Raw genomic sequence first — 23,941 nt, 5'->3', positions numbered from 1 at the left:
ATTTATTAAAACAACTAGATATAGCAAAGAATACTAAAATTTAACCCAAAATAGAGATTATCATATTGAAGGAGCTGTTCTCATGTCTGTAGTTTTTAGACAAAAAATAAATATTGATTTTGAAAGGTTAAATGAGGATATCCGCTTATTCCCTCAAGTGCATCCGGTTACCCCAGATATGAAAATAACTCATAAGGGTGTTTCACGGTTGGTCATGTTAGACCGCTACACCTTTAAAGACACAGCAAAAATCACCCTAACAAATGGCGACTTTGTTGTTTTAACTATTAAAGAAGATCCGAAATTTCCAGCACGAGGCTTAGGAACTATCGTGGAAATTGATTGGGAGAATAAAAAGGCGAAGGTTTTGATTGAAGAAGAGTTCAGAGGAGTCCTCGATGATCCTGAAGAAGCAAGTACAGGAGTCATTGTCCGATCTTTAGATGTCATTGAAAAGCCGTTGGAGCTCTTTTATGAACAAATCGCGAAGCGGAATGCTACAGGTCTTGCATCGGTTGAAGAAACGGAAGAGAAGCGAATTGAGTGGTTTGAAAAGTTTTATCAAGAGCTAGTCACAATGAACTTCATTCCAGCGGGCCGCGTTTTGTATGGTGCAGGGGCAAATACCGACGTCACATTTTTTAATTGTTATGTGATGCCTTTTGTTCCAGACTCACGTGAGGGTATCTCTGACCACCGTAAGCAAGTTATGGAAATTATGAGTCGCGGCGGCGGTGTTGGAACTAATGGTTCAACATTAAGACCGCGAAATACCTTGGCAAGAGGTGTAAACGGAAAATCATCTGGTTCGGTTTCATGGTTGGATGATATTGCGAAGTTGACACACTTGGTTGAGCAGGGTGGGTCGCGCCGCGGGGCTCAGATGATCATGTTGGCCGACTGGCATCCAGACATTATTGAATTTATTATTTCGAAAATGCAAAATCCTAGAATTCTACGATTCTTAATTGAAAATACCAATGATGAAACGATTAAAAAACATGCGAAAGATAAGCTGAAGTTTACACCATTAACCCTACAGGAAACTGCTATGTATCAGGGAATAGTAAATTATAAAAATATCCCAGGGTATGGTGGGTTTGATGAAAGTATCATTGCTGATGCAGAAGAAAAATTAGCTACAGGTGGAAATTATACTGTTCATAATCCAGAATTCCTAACTGGAGCAAACATTTCCGTTTGTTTAACCAAAGAGTTTATGGAAGCTGTTGAACATGATAGTGAATACGAATTACGTTTTCCTTATGTTGAGCACTACAATGAAGAAGAAATGAAAGTTTACAACGAAGAATGGCATCAAGTAGGCGATGTCCGTGAATGGGAAAAACTTGGTAATAAAGTGCGAGTTTACAAAAAAATCAAAGCGAAAGAACTTTGGAATTTAATCAACATCTGTGCAACCTACTCAGCCGAGCCAGGGATTTTCTTTATCGACAATGCAAACGATATGACAAACGCAAAAGCATATGGACAACAAGTCGTTGCAACAAATCCATGTGGTGAACAACCGCTTGCTCCGTTTTCAGTTTGTAACCTTGCTGCTGTTAACCTTGCAGAAATGGCGGACAAGGAAACAAAAACTGTTGATTTTGAGAAACTAAAGAAAACTGTCTCTGTGGGCGTAAGAATGCAAGATAACGTTATTAACGCAACGCCATACTTCCTAGAAGAAAATAAAAAGCAAGCCCTTGGCGAGCGCCGGGTTGGACTTGGCGTAATGGGCTTACACGATTTACTAATCTATTGTGAAACCGAGTATGGCTCACCTGAGGGTAACAAACTTGTTGATGACGTATTTGAAACCATTGCAACTACTGCTTACCGAACATCAGTTGAATTAGCCAAAGAGAAGGGAAGCTTCCCATTCTTAAATGGTAATACACCAAATGAAACAAACCGATTACGACAAGCTTTCATTGAAACAGGCTACATGAAAAAAATGCCTGAAGATATCCACGAATCTATATTAGAAAACGGAATCAGGAATTCACACTTACTAACTGTGGCTCCTACGGGATCTACTGGTACCATGGTTGGAGTTTCTACAGGCCTTGAGCCTTATTTCTCATTCTCTTATTTCCGCAGTGGACGTCTTGGTAAATTTATCGAGGTAAAAGCAGATATCGTTCAAGAATATTTGGATCAGCATCCAGAAGCAGATGCAAACAATCTTCCAAACTGGTTTGTTACAGCGATGGAACTGGCACCGGAAGCCCATGCAGATGTCCAATGTGTGATTCAGCGTTGGATTGACAGCTCAATAAGTAAAACAGTCAATGCCCCAAAAGGCTATAGCGTAGAACAGGTGGAAAAGGTTTATGAGCGCTTATATCGTGGCGGTGCTAAAGGCGGTACTGTGTATGTGGACGGATCACGGGATTCTCAGGTATTAACACTTAAAGCTGAAGAAAATACAAATGAACAATTATCTATGTTTGATGAAAAACCTAATCAACATGTTGTTCTTGTTGATACAATCACCGACCTACGTTCAACAGATGTAACAATCGGTTCTGAGGTAGGCAACACATGCCCAGTCTGCCGTAAAGGAAAAGTAAAAGAAATCGGCGGCTGCAATACATGTACCAACTGTGGAGCGCAATTAAGGTGCGGTTTATAGAAGTCCTAAAAAGGATGGAGATAATTTTCCATCCTTTTTATTATATCTAATATTATATTAGAATAATTTTGTAACCAAATTGTAATTTCTTCGTGATGTCCATGTTATTCTTTCCTTGTATAGTATAAGTGTAGGTATTAAATCACACCAATGGGGGGAAAAAACATATGCTAAAAAAAATCATCACAGCAATTGCGATTACAATTGGACTTAGCTCAGTGTTTGCCACAACGGGTGATAAAGTAGAAGCAGCCTATTATCATACAAAAGCAATTTCAGTTGCCAAAGCAAATATTGGTGTTCCATATCGCTGGGGCGGCATGTCACCAAGTGGCTTTGACTGCTCAGGTCTTGTGAAATATTCATTTGGTAAGGCGGGTAAAGTATTACCGCGTACAGCAGCTGAAATGTACTATACAAAAGGATATCGTGTAGGTTCCTTACAAGCTGGAGACTTAATGTTTTTCGCACCAAATAAAGCAAGCAAACCAACACATGTAGCGATGTATATTGGAGCTGGCAAGATGATAATGGCATCATCGTCAAAAGGAGTTATGATTACCAATACTAATAACATCTACTGGAAACCAAAATACATTGGTGCAAAACGAATTTAATTAGTTCTATAAATAATATCCAACCAAGAACATCGGCTACCGATGTTCTTTTTTAATCCACAAACAATAAAACAAAAAACTGTAAACGTCGGGTGAGTTTCGAATGGAGTTAACATAATGAAAAAATACCTTCAATTTATTGAAAAAAGCATTTGGATGCACATTGCCATTTTTCATTGGTTGTCAATTTAACATGACTTCTTCATACTTTCTCGACAATATTAAAGTAGAATAAGAAAAATGATTATTTTTATAAAAGAAGTTATGACATGTATTTGGAAGTTGAGAAAGTATTTCTCTGCTTTTTAGTGGTTTTGAATAATTTTTTGTAACACATTGTCCTATTAAAATACAAAATTTCTATATAATTATGTACTAGAATAAAGATAGGTAGTGATGAGACTTTAGATATCGTAATTTTATTAAAACATAGCTTAGGGTGATTTTATGTATAGTTTATTTAGCCAAATAAGTTCTTTCCTAAGTCAACCATTTTTTACTATGGCAAATAGTTTAGAATCTTTGCCAATGGTATTTGCATTATTATTAGGTCTTGTGGGAGCACTTGCACCATGCCAACTTACTGGAAATATTAGTGCAATCACGCTGTATGGGAACAGTTCCATACAAAAGAAAATTGTGTGGAAGGATGTCTTCAGTTTTACCTTAGGGAAGGTAGTTGCCTTCACTCTATTAGGTGGATTAGTATGGTTGTTAGGCAAAGGAATTGAACAAAATTTAACACTGTATTTTCCATGGCTGCGGAAGATTATCGGTCCTATCTTAATAATTGTGGGAATATATATGCTGGGCTTTATAAAATTGAGAGGAACTTTAAATTTGTTTAAACGGTCCCAGGATTACAAACGAGAAAATCGATTTGGTTCCTTTATGCTTGGACTTAGTTTTTCTCTTGCTTTTTGTCCGACTATGTTTATCCTGTTTTTTGTCACCCTAATGCCGGTCGTGTTGTCAAGCCCATATGGTTTTATTCTTCCTTCCATATTTGCTCTTGGTACAGCCTTACCACTTTTAATTGTCATTTTCATAATTTGGTATCTTGGCGGCAGTGGTGTGTTAATGAAAGAAGGAAGAAAATTTGGAACTATAGTTCAAAGAGTTGCCGGAATTATTATGCTGTTCTTAGGAATATTTGATACAATGACTTATTGGTCGTTATGATTAAATAAATCATGATCCTTAATTGACAACCTATACGCCATACATACATCTCTCTTATAACCTGGTATGGTAAAAGAAGGCGCTGAGAAAATCAGCGCTTTCTTTTACCTTTGACATCAGTTTTGGAAAAGAAAATATTTTTAGTTAAAATCTATTCATCATATTTTCACTATTAAATTTCTCACCGTAACTTGTGAACAAAAATTGAAAACGAAAAAATAATTATAATAAAATAAAAGACAACCCCTTTACATAGGGTAGGGGGGTATAGTAAGATGAGTTTGAAAACTGTTAACATCATTACAATAAAATCAAAACTCAAGTAGGAAGGGTGTTTATTTGTGGAAAAGATCACACTAACTGTAGAAGGTATGTCTTGTAGTCATTGTGTGAAAGCGGTAGAAGGAAATGTGGGAGAACTTAAAGGTATTTCTTCTGTGAAGGTTAATTTAAATGCAGCTACTGTCGATGTAGAATATAATAATCAAGAGGTTTCTTTGGACAAAATTAAAGAAACAATTGAGGACCAAGGATACGATGTAAAATAAATAGTTAATGAGACGTGCTAGTCGCTAGCACGTTATTTTTAGCCGATAGAAAAGTATAACTCTCCTATCAGGCATAAGTGCAACTACGCTTCTGTCTTCGCCTAACGGCTCGCCAATCAGCGAGTTTTCTTTACAAAAATATATACCTCTATAGGGTATTAGGGGCTGATAATCATGAGTCAAAGTTTAAAAGAAACTAATTTACAAATCTCCGGGATGACTTGTGCAGCATGTGCAACAAGAATTGAAAAGGTGTTAAACAAACTAGAGGGCGTAGAGTCGGCAAATGTTAATCTTGCCTTAGAGAAATCCGCAATTAAATATGACCCTTCACAAATAAATGTGGATGATATAGAAAAGAAAATCAGAGATTTAGGATACGACGTTGTTACTGAGAAAAAAGAGTTTGACATCACTGGAATGACTTGTGCAGCATGTGCGACAAGAATTGAAAAGGGTTTGAATAAGTTAGAAGGTGTTGTTAAAGCGAATGTAAATTTAGCACTTGAAAAAGCAACTGTTGAGTTTAACGGATCCATGCTTACGAATACCGACATTATAAAAAAAGTAGAAGCTCTTGGCTATGGGGCTCAAATAAAAGAAGAGACGAAAGATACAAGTGATCATCGGAAGAAAGAAATTGTGAAACAATCGAAAAAGTTTATCTTTTCAGCGATTCTTTCGTTTCCGCTTTTATGGGCAATGGTGGGCCACTTTTCGTTTACCTCCTTTATATGGGTGCCGAAAATGTTTATGAATCCCTGGGTTCAACTAGCTTTAGCGACTCCAGTTCAATTTATCATCGGAAGCCAGTTTTATATCGGTGCTTATAAAGCACTAAAAAATAAGAGTGCCAATATGGACGTACTTGTTGCTTTAGGTACATCAGCCGCATATATTTATAGTTTATATTTATCAATGATGTCCCTAATGGAAAAAAGTGCACATGCAGTAGAGCTTTATTATGAAACAAGTTCTATATTAATTACATTGATCATTTTAGGAAAGCTATTTGAAGCAAAAGCAAAAGGAAGATCATCAGAAGCGATAAAAAAATTAATGGGTCTACAGGCAAAGACAGCTACAGTTGTGAGAAACGGTATTGAATTGGAAATTCCCATTGAAGAAGTAGTTGTTGGAGACCTTCTTTATATCAAGCCAGGTGAAAAGATTCCAGTTGATGGAAAAATTATTGAAGGACGTTCTGCTGTTGATGAATCGATGCTGACTGGTGAGAGTGTCCCAGTTGATAAGAGTATAGGTGATGAGGTAATTGGTGCAACTCTTAATAAAAATGGATTCTTACAAATTGAAGCTACAAAAGTTGGCAGGGATACGGCACTAGCACAAATAATTAAAGTGGTAGAGGAAGCACAAGGATCAAAAGCTCCCATCCAACGCCTTGCCGATAAGATTTCTGGAGTGTTTGTTCCAATTGTTGTTGCCATCGCCATTATAACTTTTATTATTTGGTATGTTTGGGTTACACCTGGAGATTTTGCAGGTGCATTAGAAAAAATGATTGCAGTCCTTGTTATTGCATGTCCCTGCGCATTGGGATTGGCAACACCAACCTCAATTATGGCTGGATCCGGCCGTGCAGCTGAATATGGAATACTCTTTAAGGGTGGAGAACATCTGGAAATGACCCACCGAGTAGGCACAGTGGTATTGGATAAAACAGGTACGGTAACAAATGGAACACCGGTTTTAACGGATGTTCTCCCAGAAGGTTTGTTTGGTGAGGAAGAATTTTTAGCAGTAGTAGGGTCAGCTGAAAAGCAATCAGAACATCCACTTGCACAAGCGATTGTTCAAGGTATTAAAGATAAAGGGATTCCATTAAAAGAAGTCACTGAATTTGAGGCTGTCCCTGGATTTGGAATTAAAGCAATTGTAGACGGAAAACAAATCTTAGTTGGTACAAGAAAACTAATGAATAAATTTAAGGTTGAAATTGCCGATGCCCTTGTTAAGATGGATGAATTGGAAAAGGTAGGAAAAACAGCGATGCTGGCTGCTATTGACGGTCAATATGCAGGTACTGTCGCTGTTGCTGACACGATTAAAGAAACCTCCAAAACAGCCATTAGCCGCCTCAAAAAAATGGGACTTGATGTGATCATGATTACAGGTGATAATCAGCAGACAGCAAAGGCAATCGCTGCACAGGCTGGAATTGATCATGTTATAGCCGAAGTTTTGCCAGAGGGGAAAGCAGATGAAATCAAGAAATTACAGGCAAAGGGTAAGAAAGTGGCCATGGTAGGAGATGGAATTAATGATGCGCCTGCATTGGCAATAGCAGACATCGGAATGGCAATTGGTACTGGTACAGATGTTGCAATGGAAGCAGCCGATATCACCCTGATTCGCGGCGATTTAAATAGTATTGCTGATGCCATCTTCATGAGTAAAAAAACCATTACCAATATTAAACAAAATCTTTTCTGGGCACTAGCATATAATTCTCTTGGCATTCCAATTGCTGCGCTAGGGTTTTTGGCACCATGGCTTGCCGGTGCTGCAATGGCATTTAGTTCAGTGTCAGTTGTTCTAAATGCATTAAGATTACAAAAAGTTAAATTGTAATTGAATAAAGAATTATAACTTTATCAGGTTTAAAAAGGCTGACACATAATTGTCAGCCTTTTTCTCTTGTTACACTTTCGCTAGCTAGTATACTGACTTTACAAGGGTATTTAATTTAAAAAACTGGGTGAAATACATGTTTAATATTTTATTAATTGAAGATGAGGAAAGTGTATCTACAGTTTTAAAATCTTATCTAGAAAAAGAAGGATATCATGTTTATTGTGTTTTAACAGGTTTGAAAGGTATCGAAATTTTTAAAACAGAAGAGATCAATTTGGTGATTCTTGATTTAATGCTTCCTGATATAAGTGGAGAAGAAGTTTGTAAAATTATCCGCCAATCCTCTGATGTACATATTTTTATGTTAACAGCAAAAGGGTCTTTAAATGATCGAATAGAGGGGCTTAATATTGGTGCTGATGAATATCTGATTAAACCATTTAGTCCTAGAGAGCTGACTGCAAGGGTAAATGCACTTTTCAGAAGACTAAATGGGAGAATTCATTCATCAAGTGCTATTTTTGACGATGGAAATCTAATGATAAATAGTGAAAAAAGATCTGTTAAAGTTTGTAATAAGGAGATCCCTTTTACACCAAATGAATTTAATATTTTATGGTCACTTGCAGTAAACAAAGGAAAAGTATTATCTAGAGAACAACTTATTGAAAAACTATATAGGGGAGATTTTAGCGGGTTCGATCGAACGATTGATGTTCACATTAAAAATATTCGTAAAAAGATTGAAACAGATACGAAGAATCCTAAATATGTTGTAACAGTAATGAAAGCAGGCTATAAATTCGGAGGAGTGTTTTAAGTGCATTCCATCAGCAAAAGATTAAGTATTTTATTTATTATGTGCACCATTGCCGCAATCCTTCTAGTTACATTGTTTGTCAACATTACTGTAACGAATAAGTTTAATCAATATATGGTTGATTTACAGAATAAAAGATATCAAAAAATCGTCGCTTATTTAGAAGATGTTTATAAACGAGAAGGTAAGTGGACAGAGGATACCGGGGTTGAGCTTATGCACGAAGCTTATATGGGCAACTATTGCTTAACACTTTTGGATCAAAATAAAAAACCAGTGTGGGGTATGGACCCAAATACTATAAAAAACCAGTTAAATAGGGATGCAATGCCAGTTCAGGATAAGGGTGTTTACACTACAAAATCATTTGAAATAAAAGTAAACAGTAAGATTGTCGGATATGTCGATATTGGGCAGTATTCATCTATACTCATGACGGAAGAAGATGTGAACTTTAAAGACTCCATTAATAAAAGCATTGTTATTAGCGGAGCTCTGACTCTCCTAATTATAAGCGGTTTCAGCCTTTATTTTTCCAAGCAATTTTCGAATCCGATTAGCGAAGTTGCAAGGATGTCAGTAAATTTATCAAAGGGGAATTTTGAAAGTAAAACCAGTATAAAAAGTAACATTATCGAACTTAAAGATTTACAAGAAAGCGTAAATGTTTTGGCAGGGAAATTAAAATATCAGGATACACTGAGAAAAAGATTAGTATCTGATATATCGCATGAAATTAGAACTCCCTTAAATGTTCTGCAAAACAACCTAGAGGCAATGATTGATGGGGTTTACCCAGTGACAATAGAGAAATTGCATTATCTTAATGAAGAAGTAATTAGGTTTGGAAAATTAATTAATAACTTAAATATTTTAAAGGAATTTGAAGCTGAAAGTACAAAGCTAAAGTATGAAACGATCTATCTTGATGAATTTATAGCAGAAATATGCAAGGATTTTTATTTGGACGCAGATAAAAAAAGCATTAAGGTGGATTTGACGATTCAGCCTAATCATTTGTACCTAATACAAGGTGATAAAGATCAACTAAAACAAGTCTTTATTAACTTGTTCTCTAATGTCCTTAAATTTACTGAACAAGGAGGAAGGATGCAGGTCAAATTATATGAAAAGATAAAAAACATGGTCGTGGAAGTAAGTGACAATGGTATCGGAATTAAGCAGGAAGATTTGCCCTTTATATTTGAAAGACTTTATCGGGGGGATATGAGCAGACACCAAATCGAAGGTAATGGTATTGGTTTAACAATAGTGAAGAATATACTGCAGCTTCACAATGCAAGTATTGATGTAGAGAGTAAAGTGGGAAAAGGAACGAAGTTTACGATTCATTTTCCCAAAAATGAAATCAGTTAAAAATGGAAATACAGAATCATTTATAAAGAAGAGCTTTAATAAGAATTTTTCCTTATCAAAGCTCTTTTAAATTGGCTGTTTTCGTAAAGTTTGTTGTTATTTTAGTGTAATTTCACTTTAACTATCTGAGTTGATTGTAGCGTAGGGCACTTGCCTCCTGCGGGAAAAAGAGGGAAGTGGGAGACCCCACAGGCGGTAACGCCGAGGAGAAGGAAAAGCGGAAGCGCCTTGTCCAGCCCCGACAAGCGCTGGAGGGCCTGTCGTTGAAGGCGTTCTTTGACTTCAGCGTCAGGACCGAAGCGACCTCGAGGGGCTAGGCGCTGTAGCTGACGGGCTCCCATCTCTCCCCGCGGAAAGCAAGTGCCTGGAGCGGAAATCAACGGACAAACTTTATCGTTTAAAACAACAATCTATGCGAAAATAGCCTTTAAATTTTTTATTGAAGATATTTACTTCTAATTTCCTCTAGGTTAACGGAATTAATATCATCGACAACATCTATAACACCGATTAATTCCTTTTCGTTTAAATAAATTCCGTAGGAACCTGCTTTTTCTATGTTAAATTCAACATTAACCGAACCATTTAAACCGGTAAAATCAGTAACAATTTCTTTTGTATTTGATTTCAATATTAAGAAGTATCCGTCTGGAGTATCAAATGATGTTAAATCAATTGACATCTTCGTCTTTATCCCTTTATTAATCACCATGATCAATGGTTCTAATTCATAACCGATTCCTTTAATTGCTAATGTTTGTTCATTATTTGTTAACTGCGCTTTTTTGACTATTCTATTTGTTGGAACCTTGCTGATGTCAGTACCATAAATATTTGTTTGTGATTGATTGGAAGCTGAAGCAGTAGATTTGGTCGATGAATCAATACCAGTTGCATCACTGCTGGATACAAATATAGTCTTAAGATCATCTACCACCTTAATCGTTCCACGTTTCATTCCCATCCAGCAGCTGAAATGAATATCATCATTACCTGGTGTAAATTCAATGATGTTTTTCCCACTTTGGAGTTTCTGCTCTAAATTCATATCAGGCATGACAATTGTACTATTGCAGCCAGTAAGCTGTTCGGCATCAACTACCCACTTTACAGGCATCCCTTTTTGAACATAAAGAGTAGTTGGTGTATAACCGCTGACATTAGCTGTCATATTTAGAACCTGTACCCCATCTTTGAGGGTTGCTTTCGTCGCATTCTTAGAGGCAGTGGGATTGTCACCAAAGGGGCCAATATTAGCCAGCAAAGAGGCAGGGCTTAAATTCATTCCGGCTAGGGCAAAGCCCCTATTACTCATAACAAGTCCAAGAACAACAATAAGAATTCCGCTAAATTTAAGGATTTTTTTTGTATAACCTTTACTTAAAAGACTTGATAATGCCCCGAATGTCAGCATTAGTGGGACGGTTCCTATGGCAAACATGAACATGGATAATGCACCGCTAATTGCACTGCCTGTTCCTAAAGCATATAGCTGCATTGTTTGCAATGGACCGCATGGCATTAATCCATTAAATATTCCTACAAAAAACGGTGTTTTAGGTTTAGGTTTACCTAACAATTTCAAAACAGAAGTTGGTAGTTTGAGTTGAAGCTTTCTAAAAGCTTTAAAGCCAGCCATATTAAAGCCCATTACAATCATGAATACTCCGGCCAAAATTTGCACTCCAGCTTTTGTCGTTAGGGAAAGAGCAAAAACGGAACCAATGGCACCAACGATTCCACCAATAATGGTATAGGATACAACTCTTCCAAGGTTATATAAAATAGCTGGTTTCATTGCATCAAATTTGCTTTTACTTTCCTTTCCGATGGTTTGGGAAAGCATAATACCACCGCACATTCCTACACAATGAATGGAAGTAATCAATCCAACAAAAAATAAAAGAGCATAGGAGGCATTTTTGAATTTGTCTTCCATATTAAAGCTGCCTGTATTTATTCCAAGCAACAGAATAACAGCAACAACAATGATGATTCCAATAAATTTAAAACCCTTTGCATTTTCTGTACTGTAGCCGATCCGATTAATCGTTGCTGTTATTTGGTTTATGCTGCATATCTCATCATTAAATTTAATATCTGCATATTGGCCGCTAAAATTTGCTTTTACATTGATAACACCATCCAATTTTTTTACAGATCTTTCAATCCGCTTTTCGCAAGATGTACAGGTCATATCGTACACCTTAACCCTTTGGTTTCTAATACTCATAAAACTCCCTGCCTTTATTTATTAATGAGAATTAAAAAATATTAGGTAAAGTTTATGAAAAAGATATGTTGATGATATGAAGAAAGAAGGCACACTGGTGAACATTTTGTAGACAAAATGGGTCCAAAGAATGTCCATTTATTTTTTTGGAATTTTACGCCTGTCCCTGGTACTATTTTTGTAATGGGCTGATTAAAGATGTAACAATGAGTTCATCTTTAGGAGTGGCTACCATGAAAATAGACGGCGTTTTTTCTGGAGGGGGAATTAAAGGGTTTTCACTCATTGGGGCCTTTGAAGAAATTGAAAACAGGGGTTTTCAGTTTGTAAGGGTCGCAGGAACGAGTGCAGGTTCAATTGTTGCCTCCTTAATTGCAGCAGGATATTCGAGTAAAGAAATTTATCAATTGGTGGATGAGTTCAATCTGCCTAAAATGCTTGATGCTCGTAAAACCATCATCCCATTTTCCATTGCTAAATGGCTGCTCGTGTATTGGAAGCTTGGACTTTATAAAGGAAATGAACTAGAAAAATGGATGAAAGAGACGCTCGAAGCAAAAGGGTTAAGAACTTTTTCAGATTTGCCTCCTAATACACTTAGGGTGATTGCTTCAGACCTGTCGAATGGACAAATGGTCGTTCTGCCTGATGATTTAGAAAAGTACGGGATTTCACCAGGTTCTTTCCCAATTGCTAAAGCAATTAGAATGAGCTGCAGTATCCCTTACTTTTTTGAACCGGTCAAATTGCGTTCAATAGATGGCGTGAATATTTTGGTGGACGGCGGGGTACTCAGTAATTTTCCAATGTGGCTATTTGATAAGGATAATGTAAAAAAAGTCAGACCTGTGCTTGGAATTAAACTTAGCCCTAGTGAATATGAACATGAAAAACATAAAATAAAAAACGGCATTCAATTATTTGGGGCATTATTTGAGACTATGAAGGATGCGCATGACCAACGTTATATTTCTAAAAAGCATGTGGAAAATATTATTTTTATTACTGCTGAAGGAGTACCATTAACTGAATTCCATTTATCCGAAGAAAAAAAGCGGAAATTATTTGATATAGGGAGAGAACATGCGAAAAAGTTTTTGAACAGTTGGGGGTATTAATCAAAAGTGGAACCTTATTAAAAAGAAAAATCGAGTGTCTAAAAGGACGCTCGATTTTTCTTTTTTCCTTTTTTGCCGTCAATTACGGTCAGGTGAGCAGGAGATTTCTTTTTTGTCTTGCTGGTTTTCTTTAATGTTGTTAACGTTCCAAGAGAAGAGGTTTTTACATTGGTATCTCCACTCTTTTGCTGTAATCGTTTTTTTGACTTTTTTGCTGCTTTAAGAAATGCCTGCTGCTCTTTTTTCTGAGGGCTCGAATTTGAAAACTTTCGAACAAGGAAATAAATCACCAAACCGATCAATGTGATGACAGCTATTCTCTGAATGAAACCGGCTGGATTAGCTATAAATGAACTAATTAGGCCCACTAGAGCAAGAATGGTAAGTACCCCAACAATAATTATAGGTGTCCGATTTTTCAAGAATGCCACCTCCCTAAGAGCATCTTAAGCATTTTTTTAGTCTTTTAAACACTGTAAAACAAAGATTTAGACAATTTCTTCACTTTCCATGTCGTACGCCGTTTCCTTTTCCTTTTTAAGCAATTCGTTAAAGGAAAGAATCGCCACTTCGACCTGGTCATGACTGGGTTCCTTCGTCGTTAACAATTGAAGCCAAAGTCCCGGAAGACCTAAATATTTTAAGACTGGAAAATCACGAAGCTTATTCGTGACTTGTAAGACTTCAAACGAAATACCTAATACTACCGGTATTAAGAGAAGACGGTCGACAACTCGTAACCATAGCGGTGATGTCGGGACTAACAGATAAACAAATACACCGACGATAACGGTAAATAAGATGAAACTGCTGCCGCAGCGGTAATGCAGGCGGGAATGGGCCTGAACATTTTCAACGGTCAGTTCTACCCCTGCTTCAAAGGTGTTAATTACTTTATGCTCAGCACCATGATATTGAAACACTCTTTTGATTATCGGGGTAAGTGAGACAAAATATATATAAGTAAGGAGCAGCAATAGCTTAAAGAACCCTTCCACCAATACTTGAGCAAAATCCGAGGGAAAAATTGGTTTCGTTAGTACTGCTAAGAATACAGGAATTAACGTAAAAGCAAATTTTCCAAATAAAAATGAAATGACCCCGATAACTGCTACTCCAAGATACATCGTCAATTTTGAGACTTCTTTTTCGTTAATTGTGGAATCGTCTTTTGGATCCACATCAAATCGTTCAGTAGAGAAGTTTAAGTGTTTTGAACCATTAGCACTAGATTCAATAATGGCAATGATTCCGCGAAGTAACGGGATTTTTTTTAAGCTAGTTAAAGTAGGATTCGCTTTTCGCGGCAAATGAAAGTATTCAACAGAACGGTCTTTTCTGCGAATAGCGGTAACATAATGATGTTTTCCGCCAAACATAACTCCTTCAACGACCGCTTGGCCGCCGTATACGGGTTTTTTAGAATTGGACATGGTCATTAACACCAACCTATAACAAAGTTGCACAATAGCAGAAATGATAAGGTAAAACTTCAATCAGTGGGGAGGTTCCATCCCCCACTGATTGTTAGTTGGACCAATCGGGCCTTTACGGGCAGTTGATCCCCCACTTATCCATTATGGGGGTCTTACTGACCGTTAAAGCGGGATAAATCTGTTTGTACTTAAATGTATTCTACTAAAAAAATGAAAAAACCTCTAGGAAGACAGAATATTTCCAACTAAATTTAGCAAAAAATTTTTTTTATGAAAGGATTGTATTTCTAAGGGCATAATATGGATGGAATTTATCATCAAATTTACTATTCGATAATAATGAGAAGCTAATTTTTATCACACTGAAAAAAAGGGGTTGTTTCAATTGGCAAATGATCATAAAATAGAAAATTATCCAAAACCTATGTCCTTTTTGACAATGGTTTTTTGGACAGGTTTATTTGGTGGGGTTTTTTGGGGAACAATTGGGTATATCGCATCCTATTTTAATTTTACAGAAGTTGGCCCAAATGTCATATTAGGACCATGGTCTCTTGGTGATTGGAAAAATGGCTGGATAGGAACGGTAGTATCCATCATGTTAATGGGTGTATTATCAATTTTTACAGCTTTTGTTTATTATGCCCTTCTAAGAAAATTCAAAGGTATATGGTTTGGGCTTGGTTATGGTCTTGTTTTATTCTTTCTTGTGTTCTTTATTCTGAATCCACTATTTCCCGGAATAAAACCGTTTTCTGATTTAAGCAGGGATACCATCATTACTTCCATTTGTTTATATATCGTATATGGAACTTTCATTGGTTATTCCATTAATTTTGTGTTTGAACTTAATAAAGTACAAGAGAAAGAGGCCTCCACTTAAGTTGCTATTAGTCGGATTTGATAGGTTGTGATAAAATATTTTTGTCCAATGTAGATTCGAAAAGGAGAGTGGAGACAAATGGAAAAAATAGAAAGACTAAGATCGAATTTTTCACACCATGGAATTGATGGGATTCTGATAACAAGCCCATTTAATCGCCGCTACATATCTAATTTTACTGGCACTGCCGGTGTTGTTCTAATTAGTCATGACAAGGCGCTGTTTATAACAGATTTCCGTTATATAGAACAAGCATCTAGCCAGTGTCAAGGATTCGAAATTGTTAAATTTTCTAGTTCCATTCCCGAAGAAGTAGCACGTCTTGCTAAAGAATTGGGAATTCAAAAATTGGGATTTGAAGAAGATTATTTAACATACTCTTCCTTTAAAGGATATGAGAAAGAAACTGAAGCTGAACTTGTGCCAATTTCCGGTGCCGTTGAAAAGTTACGCTTGATTAAGACTGATGCAGAGATTAATATATTAAAGGTAGCAGCAGATATTGCTGATGCTGCATTTAAACACATTTTAGACTTCATTCGTCCTGGAAAAACGGAATTAGAGGTATCGAATGAATTAGAGTTCTTTATGAGAAGGGCCGGTGCGACTTCTTCCTCTTTTAATACTATTGTAGCTTCTGGTTACCGATCTGCCCTGCCACATGGAGTTGCAAGTGATAAAATGATCGAAGCTGGAGATTTGGTAACATTGGACTTTGGTGCGTACTACAATGGGTATGTCTCTGATATTACGAGGACAGTTGCTGTCGGCGAGCCAGATGTGAAACTAAAAGAAATTTACGCAATTGTTCTTGAAGCACAATTGCGAGGTATGGATGGTATAAAGCCAGATATAACAGGTAAGGAAGCAGATGCATTAACCCGAGACTACATAACAGAAAAGGGTTATGGGGAATACTTTGGTCATTCAACAGGTCATGGTATCGGGCTTGAGGTTCACGAAGGTCCTAGCTTGTCAATGAAATCTGACACTATTTTAGAGCCTGGAATGGTTGTAACATGTGAACCTGGTATCTATATCCCAGGCCTTGGCGGCGTTCGGATAGAAGATGATACATTGATTACGAAGGATCACAACCAAGCTCTCACTCATTCTACAAAAGAACTTATTATACTGTAATGAATTTAGGAGGATTTAATCATGATATCTGTAAACGATTTTAAAACAGGATTAACAATTGAAGTGGATGGCGGCATATGGCGCGTTATGGATTTCCAACATGTAAAGCCAGGGAAAGGAGCAGCATTTGTTCGTTCAAAACTGCGTAACCTTCGTAATGGAGCGATTCAAGAAAAAACTTTCCGTGCCGGTGAGAAAGTGGAAAAAGCTCAAATCGATAATCGTAAAATGCAATACCTTTATGCAAGCGGTGATTCTCACGTGTTTATGGATATGGATTCCTACGAACAAGTGGAACTACCAGGTAGCAACATTGAATATGAATTAAAGTTTTTAAAAGAAAACATGGAAGTTCACATCATGATGTTTAATTATGAAACTCTTGGTGTGGAATTACCGAACACGGTTGAATTAGAAGTAACGGAAACAGAGCCAGGAATTAAAGGAGATACAGCTTCTGGCGGTACCAAGCCTGCAACCCTTGAGACAGGCCTTATTGTTCAAGTTCCATTCTTTATTAACCAAGGAGATAAATTAATCATCAATACAACAGAAGCCTCTTATGTATCACGTGCTTAATTTGTTTATCATTTAAAAGCCTTAGTCCGAAAAAATCGGACTAAGGCTTTTTTTAAAATTGGGTTTCCAGTGGTCTTAATATTGTTACTTTTGCTAGCTTAAAAACTTCACCAAATAGTAAGAAATAAAAGCATTTTAACTTACTACTATTTGCTAAAATGAATTTGAAAAATAGTAGAAAGTTAAGAGGTGAATCAGAATATGAAGCGAATTACTGCTTTCTTATTCCTCTTCATTTTAATCGCATTAGCAGCAGCGGGCTGCAGCTCCAAACTTGATGATGAAAGTTGGAAGCTTAATAAAAATCACCAGCTATTTCCTGATTATGTATTAAATTTATCAGAAAAAATTCAAGAAACAAATATTATGGCATCTGGACTAAAGCAGGGTAACCTATGAAAAAAATATTAATCGGATTCTACATTTTGATAATTATTGGAATTATCGTTTGCATTAGTAATAGTGATATTTTTCCTAAAAAGAATTCTAAAGCTATTGCAGCAGGAGAAAAGGTGTATAACAAAAATTGCTTAGTTTGTCACGGAGAAACAGGAAAAGGTGAAGGCATTAATGCAGGGACAGCGCTTAATAATCAGAAGTTTTTAAACACCGTCTCCGATAAAGACCTGTTCAATTACGTAAAATATGGCAGGGAGGGCACAGGTATGCCAGCTTATGGGCCAAGATTATCAGATAAAGATATAAATAATCTTGTTGCTTTTATGAGGGATTGGCAAACAGAGGAAAAAGATTATGCTGCTCCAAAAACGATTTCTGGTAATCCTGAACGTGGAGAAAAGCAATATAATTTGTATTGCCTTAACTGTCATGGTGAAGCTGGTGCTGGTAAACTTAAAATGGGAACCGTTCTCGCTAATCCTCAGTACTTAAAATATACTACCAATAAGCAGATTTGGCTTTCCACTGCTTATGGTCGTGAAGAAACACGCATGGGGCCGTCATTAAAAGGGCTTGATGGAGCTCGGCAGTTAAGTAAAGAAGAAATATCAGACATCGTCAGCTATATCCGTACGCTTAAGCCCAAAACTGAAACACCTAATGATTATCTTAAACCTTGAACCTAATAAGTAGGTTCAGGTTTTTTTTATCTATTAAATAAATTTCAATTACAAATCTAACCGGAACTTCCGGTTTTCTTACAATTGTGACAATATTATGGTGTTTTTTTGACAAAATCGTAACTTTTTTTACTACTTAACAAAATGTTCAAGAGTGAATCAACAACTAAGTATAGATAACGATTATATTTATTTCAAAGAGGGCTATAGTGAAAAATGGGACCTTCAACTTAATGAGTCTTTGAAGGTCAAGGAGGATTAATATGCTTAAGAAAAAGTGGTTGGCATTATTCGTCATTACTTCATTCTTAACTGGATTTATCAGTTCAAAAGCCAGTGCTGAAACTGTATTTCCGGCTGATAAGTTTCCTTTTAAGGAAATGCAAGTACAGGTAATGCCAGAGTTTGATTACCCTGAGGATTGGGGATCGAGAGATGTTCCGTCATTACTAATAGGCCAGTACGGAACGATTACGAACAAGAGTGGCCAAGACTATGATGGGAAAATAGAAATTCCTGTTCCTGCAATGGAAAAGGGATTTGAAGCCTATTTAGTAGCAGAATTTCCGGAAGAAAATAAGCCAGAAGTTCAGCGGCCATATGACATAGACAAAGAAAAAGGGATAATCACCTGGAAGCCGTCAAAAGCAATCAAAAATAATGAAACATATAAATTTGTTATCGAGTACTATACAAAATCAATCGAAGTAAAAGATAATAAAAACTTTACATATCAACTGACTAATAATGCTGAAATCGAACAATTAGATGTTATCTTTTATGCACCAATGGATGCAAAGGAAATCAAGCTTGAGCCAAAGGCAGAAAATAATACAAAAAGTGAATATGGAGAAGAGCTATATTACTACCAATATAAAAATGTAAAAGCGGGAGATAACTTAAAATATTCCTTCTCCTATAAGAAAGACGGAACAGAATCTACAATGGAAGCTATCAACAAACAGCAGCCTCCAAATGACGAAAACCATAACGGTGTAACCGCAACAGACCAAGTTAATAAAGGGAGCTCCGGCAACTCAAAAAGTCCGATCATCGGAGTCGGTGGAGCATCGATAATAGGAATTGCAATTATCATCGCAGGACTCTTTGTTTACCTAGGATTGAAGGGTAAATTCCAAACAGATCGCATGACAGCTAAGGGAAAAAAACATAAAACGCAGCAAAAGCAAACTACTGTCAAAAAAGACAATAAGTCAGATAATGCCGAAGAAAAGAAGGAACTGCGTAAAAAGCTTTTAACAGGAAAAATTGACCAGGAAATGTATGAAGAAGAAATGAAAAAATTACTCTAATGGGGTGAGAGTGTTGAAAAAAAATACGTTAGTTATGCTTGGTGGTTTTATAATTGCTGGGGCTATTGTTTTCTTGCTTATGGCTGCAACGCCGGGTTCTAGCGGTGTAGAGTTAACGTTAAAAGAATTATTGGCGACACAAGAACAACATAAAGACGACTTTGTTACAGTTGAAGGTTTATTAATTGAAGACTCGATTAAATGGAATCCTGACAAAATTGAATTGAAATTTGATGTAAAAGACAATGATGGTAATATTATGCACGTTATTAGTAATGAGCCAAAACCTGATAACTTTTCCGATGGGGTTATTACAATTCTTCAAGGTTCTCCTACAAAAAAGGATACCTTTGAAGCAGAATCTGTGAAAACAAGATGTCCTTCAAAATATGAAGGAAAAGACATGAAAGACTATGATCCTGAAACACATAAAGAAAAGTTAAATCAACCACCGAATGAAAAATAACAGGTTCAGTTAAGAAGGTGACGAAATGTTTTTATTTGCCAACGCAACAATATATATAGGATTAGCTCTTGCTATCTATTCGCTCCTCATTATCACTTTGGGGATTAGTACAAAAAACCAAAAGCTTGTTAATAGTGGAAAAGGCGGAATGATTGCATTATTTGTTTGTACAGCACTTGCTATGCTTTCCTTGTTCTACCTTTTAGCAACATCTCAATTCCAATACGAATACGTACACGATTACACAAGCAGTGAGCTTCCAATCATTTATAAACTTACCGCTCTGTGGGCTGGTAATGCTGGTTCCCTGTTACTGTGGACATTCTTCTTAACGCTATACATGGTTATGATTGCTTTTTCAAGAAAATTGAAAGGAAACCCGATGGTTCCATACATTTCAGCTATTCTTTTGGCCAACGCGGTTTTCTTCTTCTTCATTCTTGGATTTGTCGCAAAGCCATTCATGTTATTAGATACTGTCCCAATTGAAGGAAATGGGTTAAACCCAATGCTTCAGAATCCTGGAATGATCGTACATCCGGTTACACTTTACCTTGGTTATGTTGGTCTTGCTGTTCCATTTGCCTTTGCCATGGCTGCATTGATTTTGAAAAATGTCGATGATTTCTGGATAAAAATGACGAGACGCTGGACGATTATTGCCTGGTTATTTTTAAGTCTTGGAAATATCCTTGGTGGTCAATGGGCATATGTGGAACTTGGATGGGGCGGTTACTGGGCATGGGATCCTGTAGAAAACGCTTCCTTTATGCCGTGGTTAACAGCCACTGCATTCTTGCATTCCGTCATGATCCAAGAGCGGAAAAATATGCTGAAAGTTTGGAATATCAGCTTAATCATTGTTTCATATGCATTAACGCTTTTCGGAACGTTCCTTGTACGAAGCGGAGTACTGACATCTGTTCATGCATTCTCAAATTCAAATTTAGGTTTATACTTCTTAATCTTCATGGCAGTTGCTGTCATTCTATCATTATATGTATTAATGAGCCGTTACAATCTGCTTAAACGCAGTGCCGGGGAATTTAATTCCTTTGTTTCTAAAGAAAGCAGTTTCTTGGTTAACAATCTATTATTAGTTGGAGCAGCATTTGCCGTTTTCTGGGGAACTATTTTCCCGCTTGTATCTGAAGCCGTTCGCGGTACGAAAGTAACAGTTGGGCTGCCATTCTTTAATAAGGTTGAAGCGCCAATTCTATTATCGATGATGTTTGTCATGGCAGTCTGCCCACTCTTGGCCTGGCAGAAATCAACAGTAAAAAATCTTAAGAAAAACTTCATGATTCCAGCAATCCTTGCTATTATTGGCATGGTACTAATGGTTGTGCTTGGGATTCAAAAAGCATGGGCAGTCATTGGCTATGGGGTTATTATTCTATTATTAATCACCCATTACTTAGAGTTTTATAGAGGGGTAAAAGCAAGAAGAAAAATGACGAAAGAAACACCACTTGTTGCCCTGTACCGCTTAATGATCCGTAATCGCCGCCGCTATGGAGGCTATATCGTTCACCTTGGCATCGCGTTCATTACAATGGGGATTATCGGTTCACAAAACTATGATTTAGAGACGATGAAAACAGTTTCTTTAGGACAATCGATTGAACTTAAAAATTACCGACTCAATTATGAGCGGCTTGACCAAAAAAGAGAGGGAATTAACGATATTGTCTATGCTGATATTACCGTTTTTAGAAATGGTAAAAAACTCGGTACCTACCAGCCGGAAAAAGTATTTTATGGTAACTGGGATCAGCCTTCTTCTGAAGTAGCCATCATTTCTTCACTGAAGGAAGACTTATATATTGTTTTAAGTGCATGGGAAGACGATGGAAAGGCAACGTTTGTTGTAAAAATTAATCCAATGATGAACTGGTTATGGTTTGGTTCCTTCATGATTGTAATTGGTGCTTTGTTCGCCATTTGGAACGGAAAATATGGTAATGTCACTCCGAGATACACTGGAGTACGCAAAGAGGTGTCCTAAAAATGAGAAATAAAATTTGTCTAGGTTTCCTCATCATTGCGTTTATCTTTCAGGGCACGTTCTTCCGCGTGGAAGCAAAACAGATTGACTATAAATCTGCAGAGTTTAAAGCGGTTGCCCAGCAATTTGCATGTACTTGCGGCTGCGGACAGGATCATTATGAATGTGATCCCAATACGTGCAATCTCACAACTGAGTTTAAAAAAGATTTAGTTGAAATGATGAACAAAGGCTGGGATAAGGATAAAATCCGTGAATACTACGTCAATATTTACGGTGAAGAAATATTAACTTCTCCTGAGAAAAGCGGTTTTAGCCTAACAGCATGGGTTCTCCCATTTGTTGTACTAGGTGCAGCAGGAATAGCTGTGTTCGTCATTATCCGTAAATGGGTGAAGAAAAAAGGACCGGAAGAAAAAGTTAATGAATTCATGACCACTGAGAATGAAGTAGAAGAGGAAATCCTTTCTTCCATGATCGATGAAGAACGCAAAAAGTATCTTTAGGATGTGAACAAAATGCACGATATCTCAATCATTTCGATGATTTTCACTGCTTCATTGGCGGTAGTTTGTCTATTTCTAATATTATCGCCGTTATTTAAGTGGGATTCTTATTTACATGTAAGTACAAACGGGCAGGATTTGGCAACAACGAAAGAAGCACTTTTGACAACTCTTAACGAGATAGAGTTTGAGTACAAAATGGATAAAATCTCACATGCTGATTATAAAAACTTAATGAAACAATACGAAACAGAAGTGGCCAATATTATGAAGGAAGAAGAACAAATGGTGGAAGCAAGTGTTGATAAGGATTTAATGGCAGAAGTGGAAAAAGAAATTGAAGCGCAAATGAAAATCTATAAGAATAAAAAGGGGGAAGGAAAGTGATCAAGAAAATCACAGTCTTCTTCCTTGGACTGATGTTGTTAATCCCATTCCATGGATTAGCAGCATCAGAATCAAAGCTTACGGTTGATATGTATTACATCGTTGTCAGCCCTGCTGAAGATGGATCAACAAATTTAATGAATATGGTGAACTATACTAATACCACTGATGAGGATTTTAATGGTGATGGAAAAAGTGAGGCAGTTTTAACTGTAACACTTCCTGAGGGAGCAAAGGACCTAAATTTTTTAGATAATAAAATTGCATTTAAACAAGTAGATAATGGCTTTATTACTACCACTGCAATCCCGGCAAATCAAACAATGGTGCTCCCATATAGTTATAGAATGCCTAAAGGTAAAGATATTAATCTAACGGTTGATTATCCGGCCCAAATGATGCAGATTCTCGTTCCTGAAGGCAGGGGCAGTATCGAAGTGAAAGGTGCTGAAGCGACTAGCCAAGGGCTTTTCCCATTTGAGGACCAAAATTATTACGGATACAGTATTGAAAATATTAAGGAAAATCAACCATTTACGCTTGTTTATAACAAAGACAAACAGCCTGCAGCGGATGAGTCAAATGCTGCTGCAACGAATGAAAGTGGAAAAAATAGTTCTGTTACCCATAACTCACCTGCGTTCCATAATCCAGGACACTTAAGAATGTGGGCACAATCACCATTACATCGCTTTAACCCGCACGTCATTTTAATTATTTTGGGTGCTATTTTGATAGCGGGAATTTCCTATTATGCCTATTTTAGAAGGAAAGCAAGATTAGAAGAGGAAAGACTAGGAGCAGATAAGGAAGAGAAAGCCTTTAAGCTCTTAATGGCGAAGCAAAAAGCGATTATGGATAAGATTATTGAATTGGAAGAAACCTTTGGGGATGGAAAGCTCTCGGAGGATGAATATCAGGCAAAACTTGCTGCATATAAACAGCATTTAGTCCAGGTCAAATTAAATTTACGTAATTTTGTTGAGTAACAGCTTGTAGGGGAGGGACGGCAG

Annotated in this window: 21 protein-coding genes and 1 pseudogene; 19 read left to right on the top strand and 3 right to left on the bottom strand. The window is 36.9% G+C overall.

Annotated elements, in window-relative coordinates; translation table 11 throughout:
• Positions 1-82 precede the first annotated feature (82 nt).
• The 7 genes from QNH20_RS18205 to QNH20_RS18175 all read left to right on the top strand — a co-directional run bounded on the left by QNH20_RS18205 (position 83) and on the right by QNH20_RS18175 (position 9,780).
• Positions 83-2,641, top strand: a complete 2,559-nt coding sequence (locus tag QNH20_RS18205) for a vitamin B12-dependent ribonucleotide reductase (RefSeq protein ID WP_283919391.1) — start codon at positions 83-85, stop codon at positions 2,639-2,641.
• 167 nt (positions 2,642-2,808) lie between these two features.
• Positions 2,809-3,258: a C40 family peptidase gene (locus tag QNH20_RS18200; RefSeq protein ID WP_283919390.1), complete on the top strand. Its 450-nt coding sequence runs from the start codon at positions 2,809-2,811 to the stop codon at positions 3,256-3,258.
• Positions 3,259-3,705: 447 nt separating this feature from the next.
• Positions 3,706-4,440, top strand: coding sequence for an urease accessory protein UreH domain-containing protein (locus QNH20_RS18195; protein ID WP_283919389.1), 735 nt, complete (start codon positions 3,706-3,708; stop codon positions 4,438-4,440).
• Between the two features lie 341 nt (positions 4,441-4,781).
• On the top strand, positions 4,782-4,988 hold the full coding sequence (gene copZ, locus QNH20_RS18190) for a copper chaperone CopZ (RefSeq protein WP_283919388.1): 207 nt from the start codon (positions 4,782-4,784) through the stop codon (positions 4,986-4,988).
• 174 nt (positions 4,989-5,162) lie between these two features.
• The gene (locus QNH20_RS18185; RefSeq protein ID WP_283919387.1) at positions 5,163-7,580 is read left to right on the top strand and encodes a heavy metal translocating P-type ATPase; all 2,418 of its coding nucleotides are present in this window, start codon (positions 5,163-5,165) and stop codon (positions 7,578-7,580) included.
• A gap of 136 nt (positions 7,581-7,716) precedes the next feature.
• Positions 7,717-8,403: a response regulator transcription factor gene (locus QNH20_RS18180; protein ID WP_283919386.1), complete on the top strand. Its 687-nt coding sequence runs from the start codon at positions 7,717-7,719 to the stop codon at positions 8,401-8,403.
• A complete protein-coding gene (locus QNH20_RS18175) occupies positions 8,404-9,780 on the top strand; it encodes a sensor histidine kinase (RefSeq protein WP_283919385.1) in 1,377 nt (458 codons plus the stop codon).
• A gap of 436 nt (positions 9,781-10,216) precedes the next feature.
• Here QNH20_RS18175 and QNH20_RS18170 read toward each other — a convergent pair whose 3' ends face one another.
• Positions 10,217-12,013, bottom strand: a complete 1,797-nt coding sequence (locus QNH20_RS18170) for an urease accessory protein UreH domain-containing protein (protein WP_283919384.1) — start codon at positions 12,011-12,013, stop codon at positions 10,217-10,219.
• Positions 12,014-12,246: 233 nt separating this feature from the next.
• Here QNH20_RS18170 and QNH20_RS18165 point away from each other — a divergent pair, with 233 nt between their 5' ends.
• Complete coding sequence (locus QNH20_RS18165) at positions 12,247-13,131, top strand: patatin-like phospholipase family protein (protein WP_283919383.1); 885 nt, start codon at positions 12,247-12,249, stop codon at positions 13,129-13,131.
• A 38-nt stretch (positions 13,132-13,169) separates the two neighbouring features.
• Here the strand turns inward: QNH20_RS18165 and QNH20_RS18160 are convergent, their stop codons facing one another.
• Both QNH20_RS18160 and QNH20_RS18155 read right to left on the bottom strand, forming a co-directional pair.
• Complete coding sequence (locus QNH20_RS18160) at positions 13,170-13,562, bottom strand: SA1362 family protein (RefSeq protein WP_349632683.1); 393 nt, start codon at positions 13,560-13,562, stop codon at positions 13,170-13,172.
• Between the two features lie 57 nt (positions 13,563-13,619).
• The gene (locus QNH20_RS18155; RefSeq protein ID WP_283919381.1) at positions 13,620-14,564 is read right to left on the bottom strand and encodes a DUF1385 domain-containing protein; all 945 of its coding nucleotides are present in this window, start codon (positions 14,562-14,564) and stop codon (positions 13,620-13,622) included.
• Positions 14,565-14,952: 388 nt separating this feature from the next.
• Here QNH20_RS18155 and QNH20_RS18150 point away from each other — a divergent pair, with 388 nt between their 5' ends.
• The 11 genes and pseudogenes from QNH20_RS18150 to QNH20_RS18100 all read left to right on the top strand — a co-directional run bounded on the left by QNH20_RS18150 (position 14,953) and on the right by QNH20_RS18100 (position 23,917).
• Positions 14,953-15,450, top strand: a complete 498-nt coding sequence (locus QNH20_RS18150; RefSeq protein ID WP_283919380.1) for a YqhR family membrane protein — start codon at positions 14,953-14,955, stop codon at positions 15,448-15,450.
• 78 nt (positions 15,451-15,528) lie between these two features.
• Positions 15,529-16,590, top strand: a complete 1,062-nt coding sequence (locus QNH20_RS18145) for a M24 family metallopeptidase (protein WP_283919379.1) — start codon at positions 15,529-15,531, stop codon at positions 16,588-16,590.
• Positions 16,591-16,611: 21 nt separating this feature from the next.
• Positions 16,612-17,169, top strand: coding sequence for an elongation factor P (gene efp, locus QNH20_RS18140; RefSeq protein WP_283919378.1), 558 nt, complete (start codon positions 16,612-16,614; stop codon positions 17,167-17,169).
• Positions 17,170-17,370: 201 nt separating this feature from the next.
• Positions 17,371-17,544: pseudogene (locus tag QNH20_RS18135) on the top strand (PCYCGC motif-containing (lipo)protein); the annotation flags it as partial.
• Positions 17,545-17,564: 20 nt separating this feature from the next.
• On the top strand, positions 17,565-18,248 hold the full coding sequence (locus tag QNH20_RS18130) for a c-type cytochrome (RefSeq protein ID WP_283919376.1): 684 nt from the start codon (positions 17,565-17,567) through the stop codon (positions 18,246-18,248).
• Positions 18,249-18,511: 263 nt separating this feature from the next.
• Positions 18,512-19,561: a hypothetical protein gene (locus QNH20_RS18125; RefSeq protein WP_283919375.1), complete on the top strand. Its 1,050-nt coding sequence runs from the start codon at positions 18,512-18,514 to the stop codon at positions 19,559-19,561.
• Between the two features lie 10 nt (positions 19,562-19,571).
• Positions 19,572-20,027, top strand: a complete 456-nt coding sequence (locus tag QNH20_RS18120) for a cytochrome c maturation protein CcmE (RefSeq protein ID WP_481857988.1) — start codon at positions 19,572-19,574, stop codon at positions 20,025-20,027.
• A 25-nt stretch (positions 20,028-20,052) separates the two neighbouring features.
• On the top strand, positions 20,053-22,035 hold the full coding sequence (locus QNH20_RS18115; RefSeq protein ID WP_283919373.1) for a heme lyase CcmF/NrfE family subunit: 1,983 nt from the start codon (positions 20,053-20,055) through the stop codon (positions 22,033-22,035).
• Between the two features lie 2 nt (positions 22,036-22,037).
• The gene (locus tag QNH20_RS18110) at positions 22,038-22,541 is read left to right on the top strand and encodes a cytochrome c-type biogenesis protein (RefSeq protein ID WP_283919372.1); all 504 of its coding nucleotides are present in this window, start codon (positions 22,038-22,040) and stop codon (positions 22,539-22,541) included.
• 12 nt (positions 22,542-22,553) lie between these two features.
• Positions 22,554-22,928: a hypothetical protein gene (locus tag QNH20_RS18105; RefSeq protein WP_283919371.1), complete on the top strand. Its 375-nt coding sequence runs from the start codon at positions 22,554-22,556 to the stop codon at positions 22,926-22,928.
• A complete protein-coding gene (locus tag QNH20_RS18100) occupies positions 22,925-23,917 on the top strand; it encodes a hypothetical protein (protein WP_283919370.1) in 993 nt (330 codons plus the stop codon). Before QNH20_RS18105 ends, QNH20_RS18100 begins: the two co-directional genes overlap by 4 nt.
• Positions 23,918-23,941: the final 24 nt, after the last annotated feature.

The organism is Neobacillus sp. WH10, assembly GCF_030123405.1.
GTDB lineage: Bacteria > Bacillota > Bacilli > Bacillales > Cytobacillaceae > Neobacillus.
Note: the sequence above shows the minus strand (reverse complement) of the source record. Positions and strands in the feature narration are given on the sequence as shown.

Excerpts from the sequence above, each read along its gene's own strand:
- QNH20_RS18105 (WP_283919371.1), top strand. The coding sequence starts at position 22,554 with ATGCACGATATCTCAATCATTTCGATGATTTTCACTGCTTCATTGGCG.
- QNH20_RS18130 (WP_283919376.1), top strand. The coding sequence starts at position 17,565 with ATGAAAAAAATATTAATCGGATTCTACATTTTGATAATTATTGGAATT.
- QNH20_RS18180 (WP_283919386.1), top strand. The coding sequence starts at position 7,717 with ATGTTTAATATTTTATTAATTGAAGATGAGGAAAGTGTATCTACAGTT.
- QNH20_RS18185 (WP_283919387.1), top strand. The coding sequence starts at position 5,163 with ATGAGTCAAAGTTTAAAAGAAACTAATTTACAAATCTCCGGGATGACT.
- QNH20_RS18165 (WP_283919383.1), top strand. The coding sequence starts at position 12,247 with ATGAAAATAGACGGCGTTTTTTCTGGAGGGGGAATTAAAGGGTTTTCA.
- QNH20_RS18125 (WP_283919375.1), top strand. The coding sequence starts at position 18,512 with ATGCTTAAGAAAAAGTGGTTGGCATTATTCGTCATTACTTCATTCTTA.
- QNH20_RS18170 (WP_283919384.1), bottom strand. The coding sequence starts at position 12,013 with ATGAGTATTAGAAACCAAAGGGTTAAGGTGTACGATATGACCTGTACA.
- QNH20_RS18200 (WP_283919390.1), top strand. The coding sequence starts at position 2,809 with ATGCTAAAAAAAATCATCACAGCAATTGCGATTACAATTGGACTTAGC.
- efp (WP_283919378.1), top strand. The coding sequence starts at position 16,612 with ATGATATCTGTAAACGATTTTAAAACAGGATTAACAATTGAAGTGGAT.
- QNH20_RS18155 (WP_283919381.1), bottom strand. The coding sequence starts at position 14,564 with ATGTCCAATTCTAAAAAACCCGTATACGGCGGCCAAGCGGTCGTTGAA.
- QNH20_RS18110 (WP_283919372.1), top strand. The coding sequence starts at position 22,038 with ATGAGAAATAAAATTTGTCTAGGTTTCCTCATCATTGCGTTTATCTTT.
- QNH20_RS18115 (WP_283919373.1), top strand. The coding sequence starts at position 20,053 with ATGTTTTTATTTGCCAACGCAACAATATATATAGGATTAGCTCTTGCT.
- QNH20_RS18195 (WP_283919389.1), top strand. The coding sequence starts at position 3,706 with ATGTATAGTTTATTTAGCCAAATAAGTTCTTTCCTAAGTCAACCATTT.
- QNH20_RS18205 (WP_283919391.1), top strand. The coding sequence starts at position 83 with ATGTCTGTAGTTTTTAGACAAAAAATAAATATTGATTTTGAAAGGTTA.
- QNH20_RS18145 (WP_283919379.1), top strand. The coding sequence starts at position 15,529 with ATGGAAAAAATAGAAAGACTAAGATCGAATTTTTCACACCATGGAATT.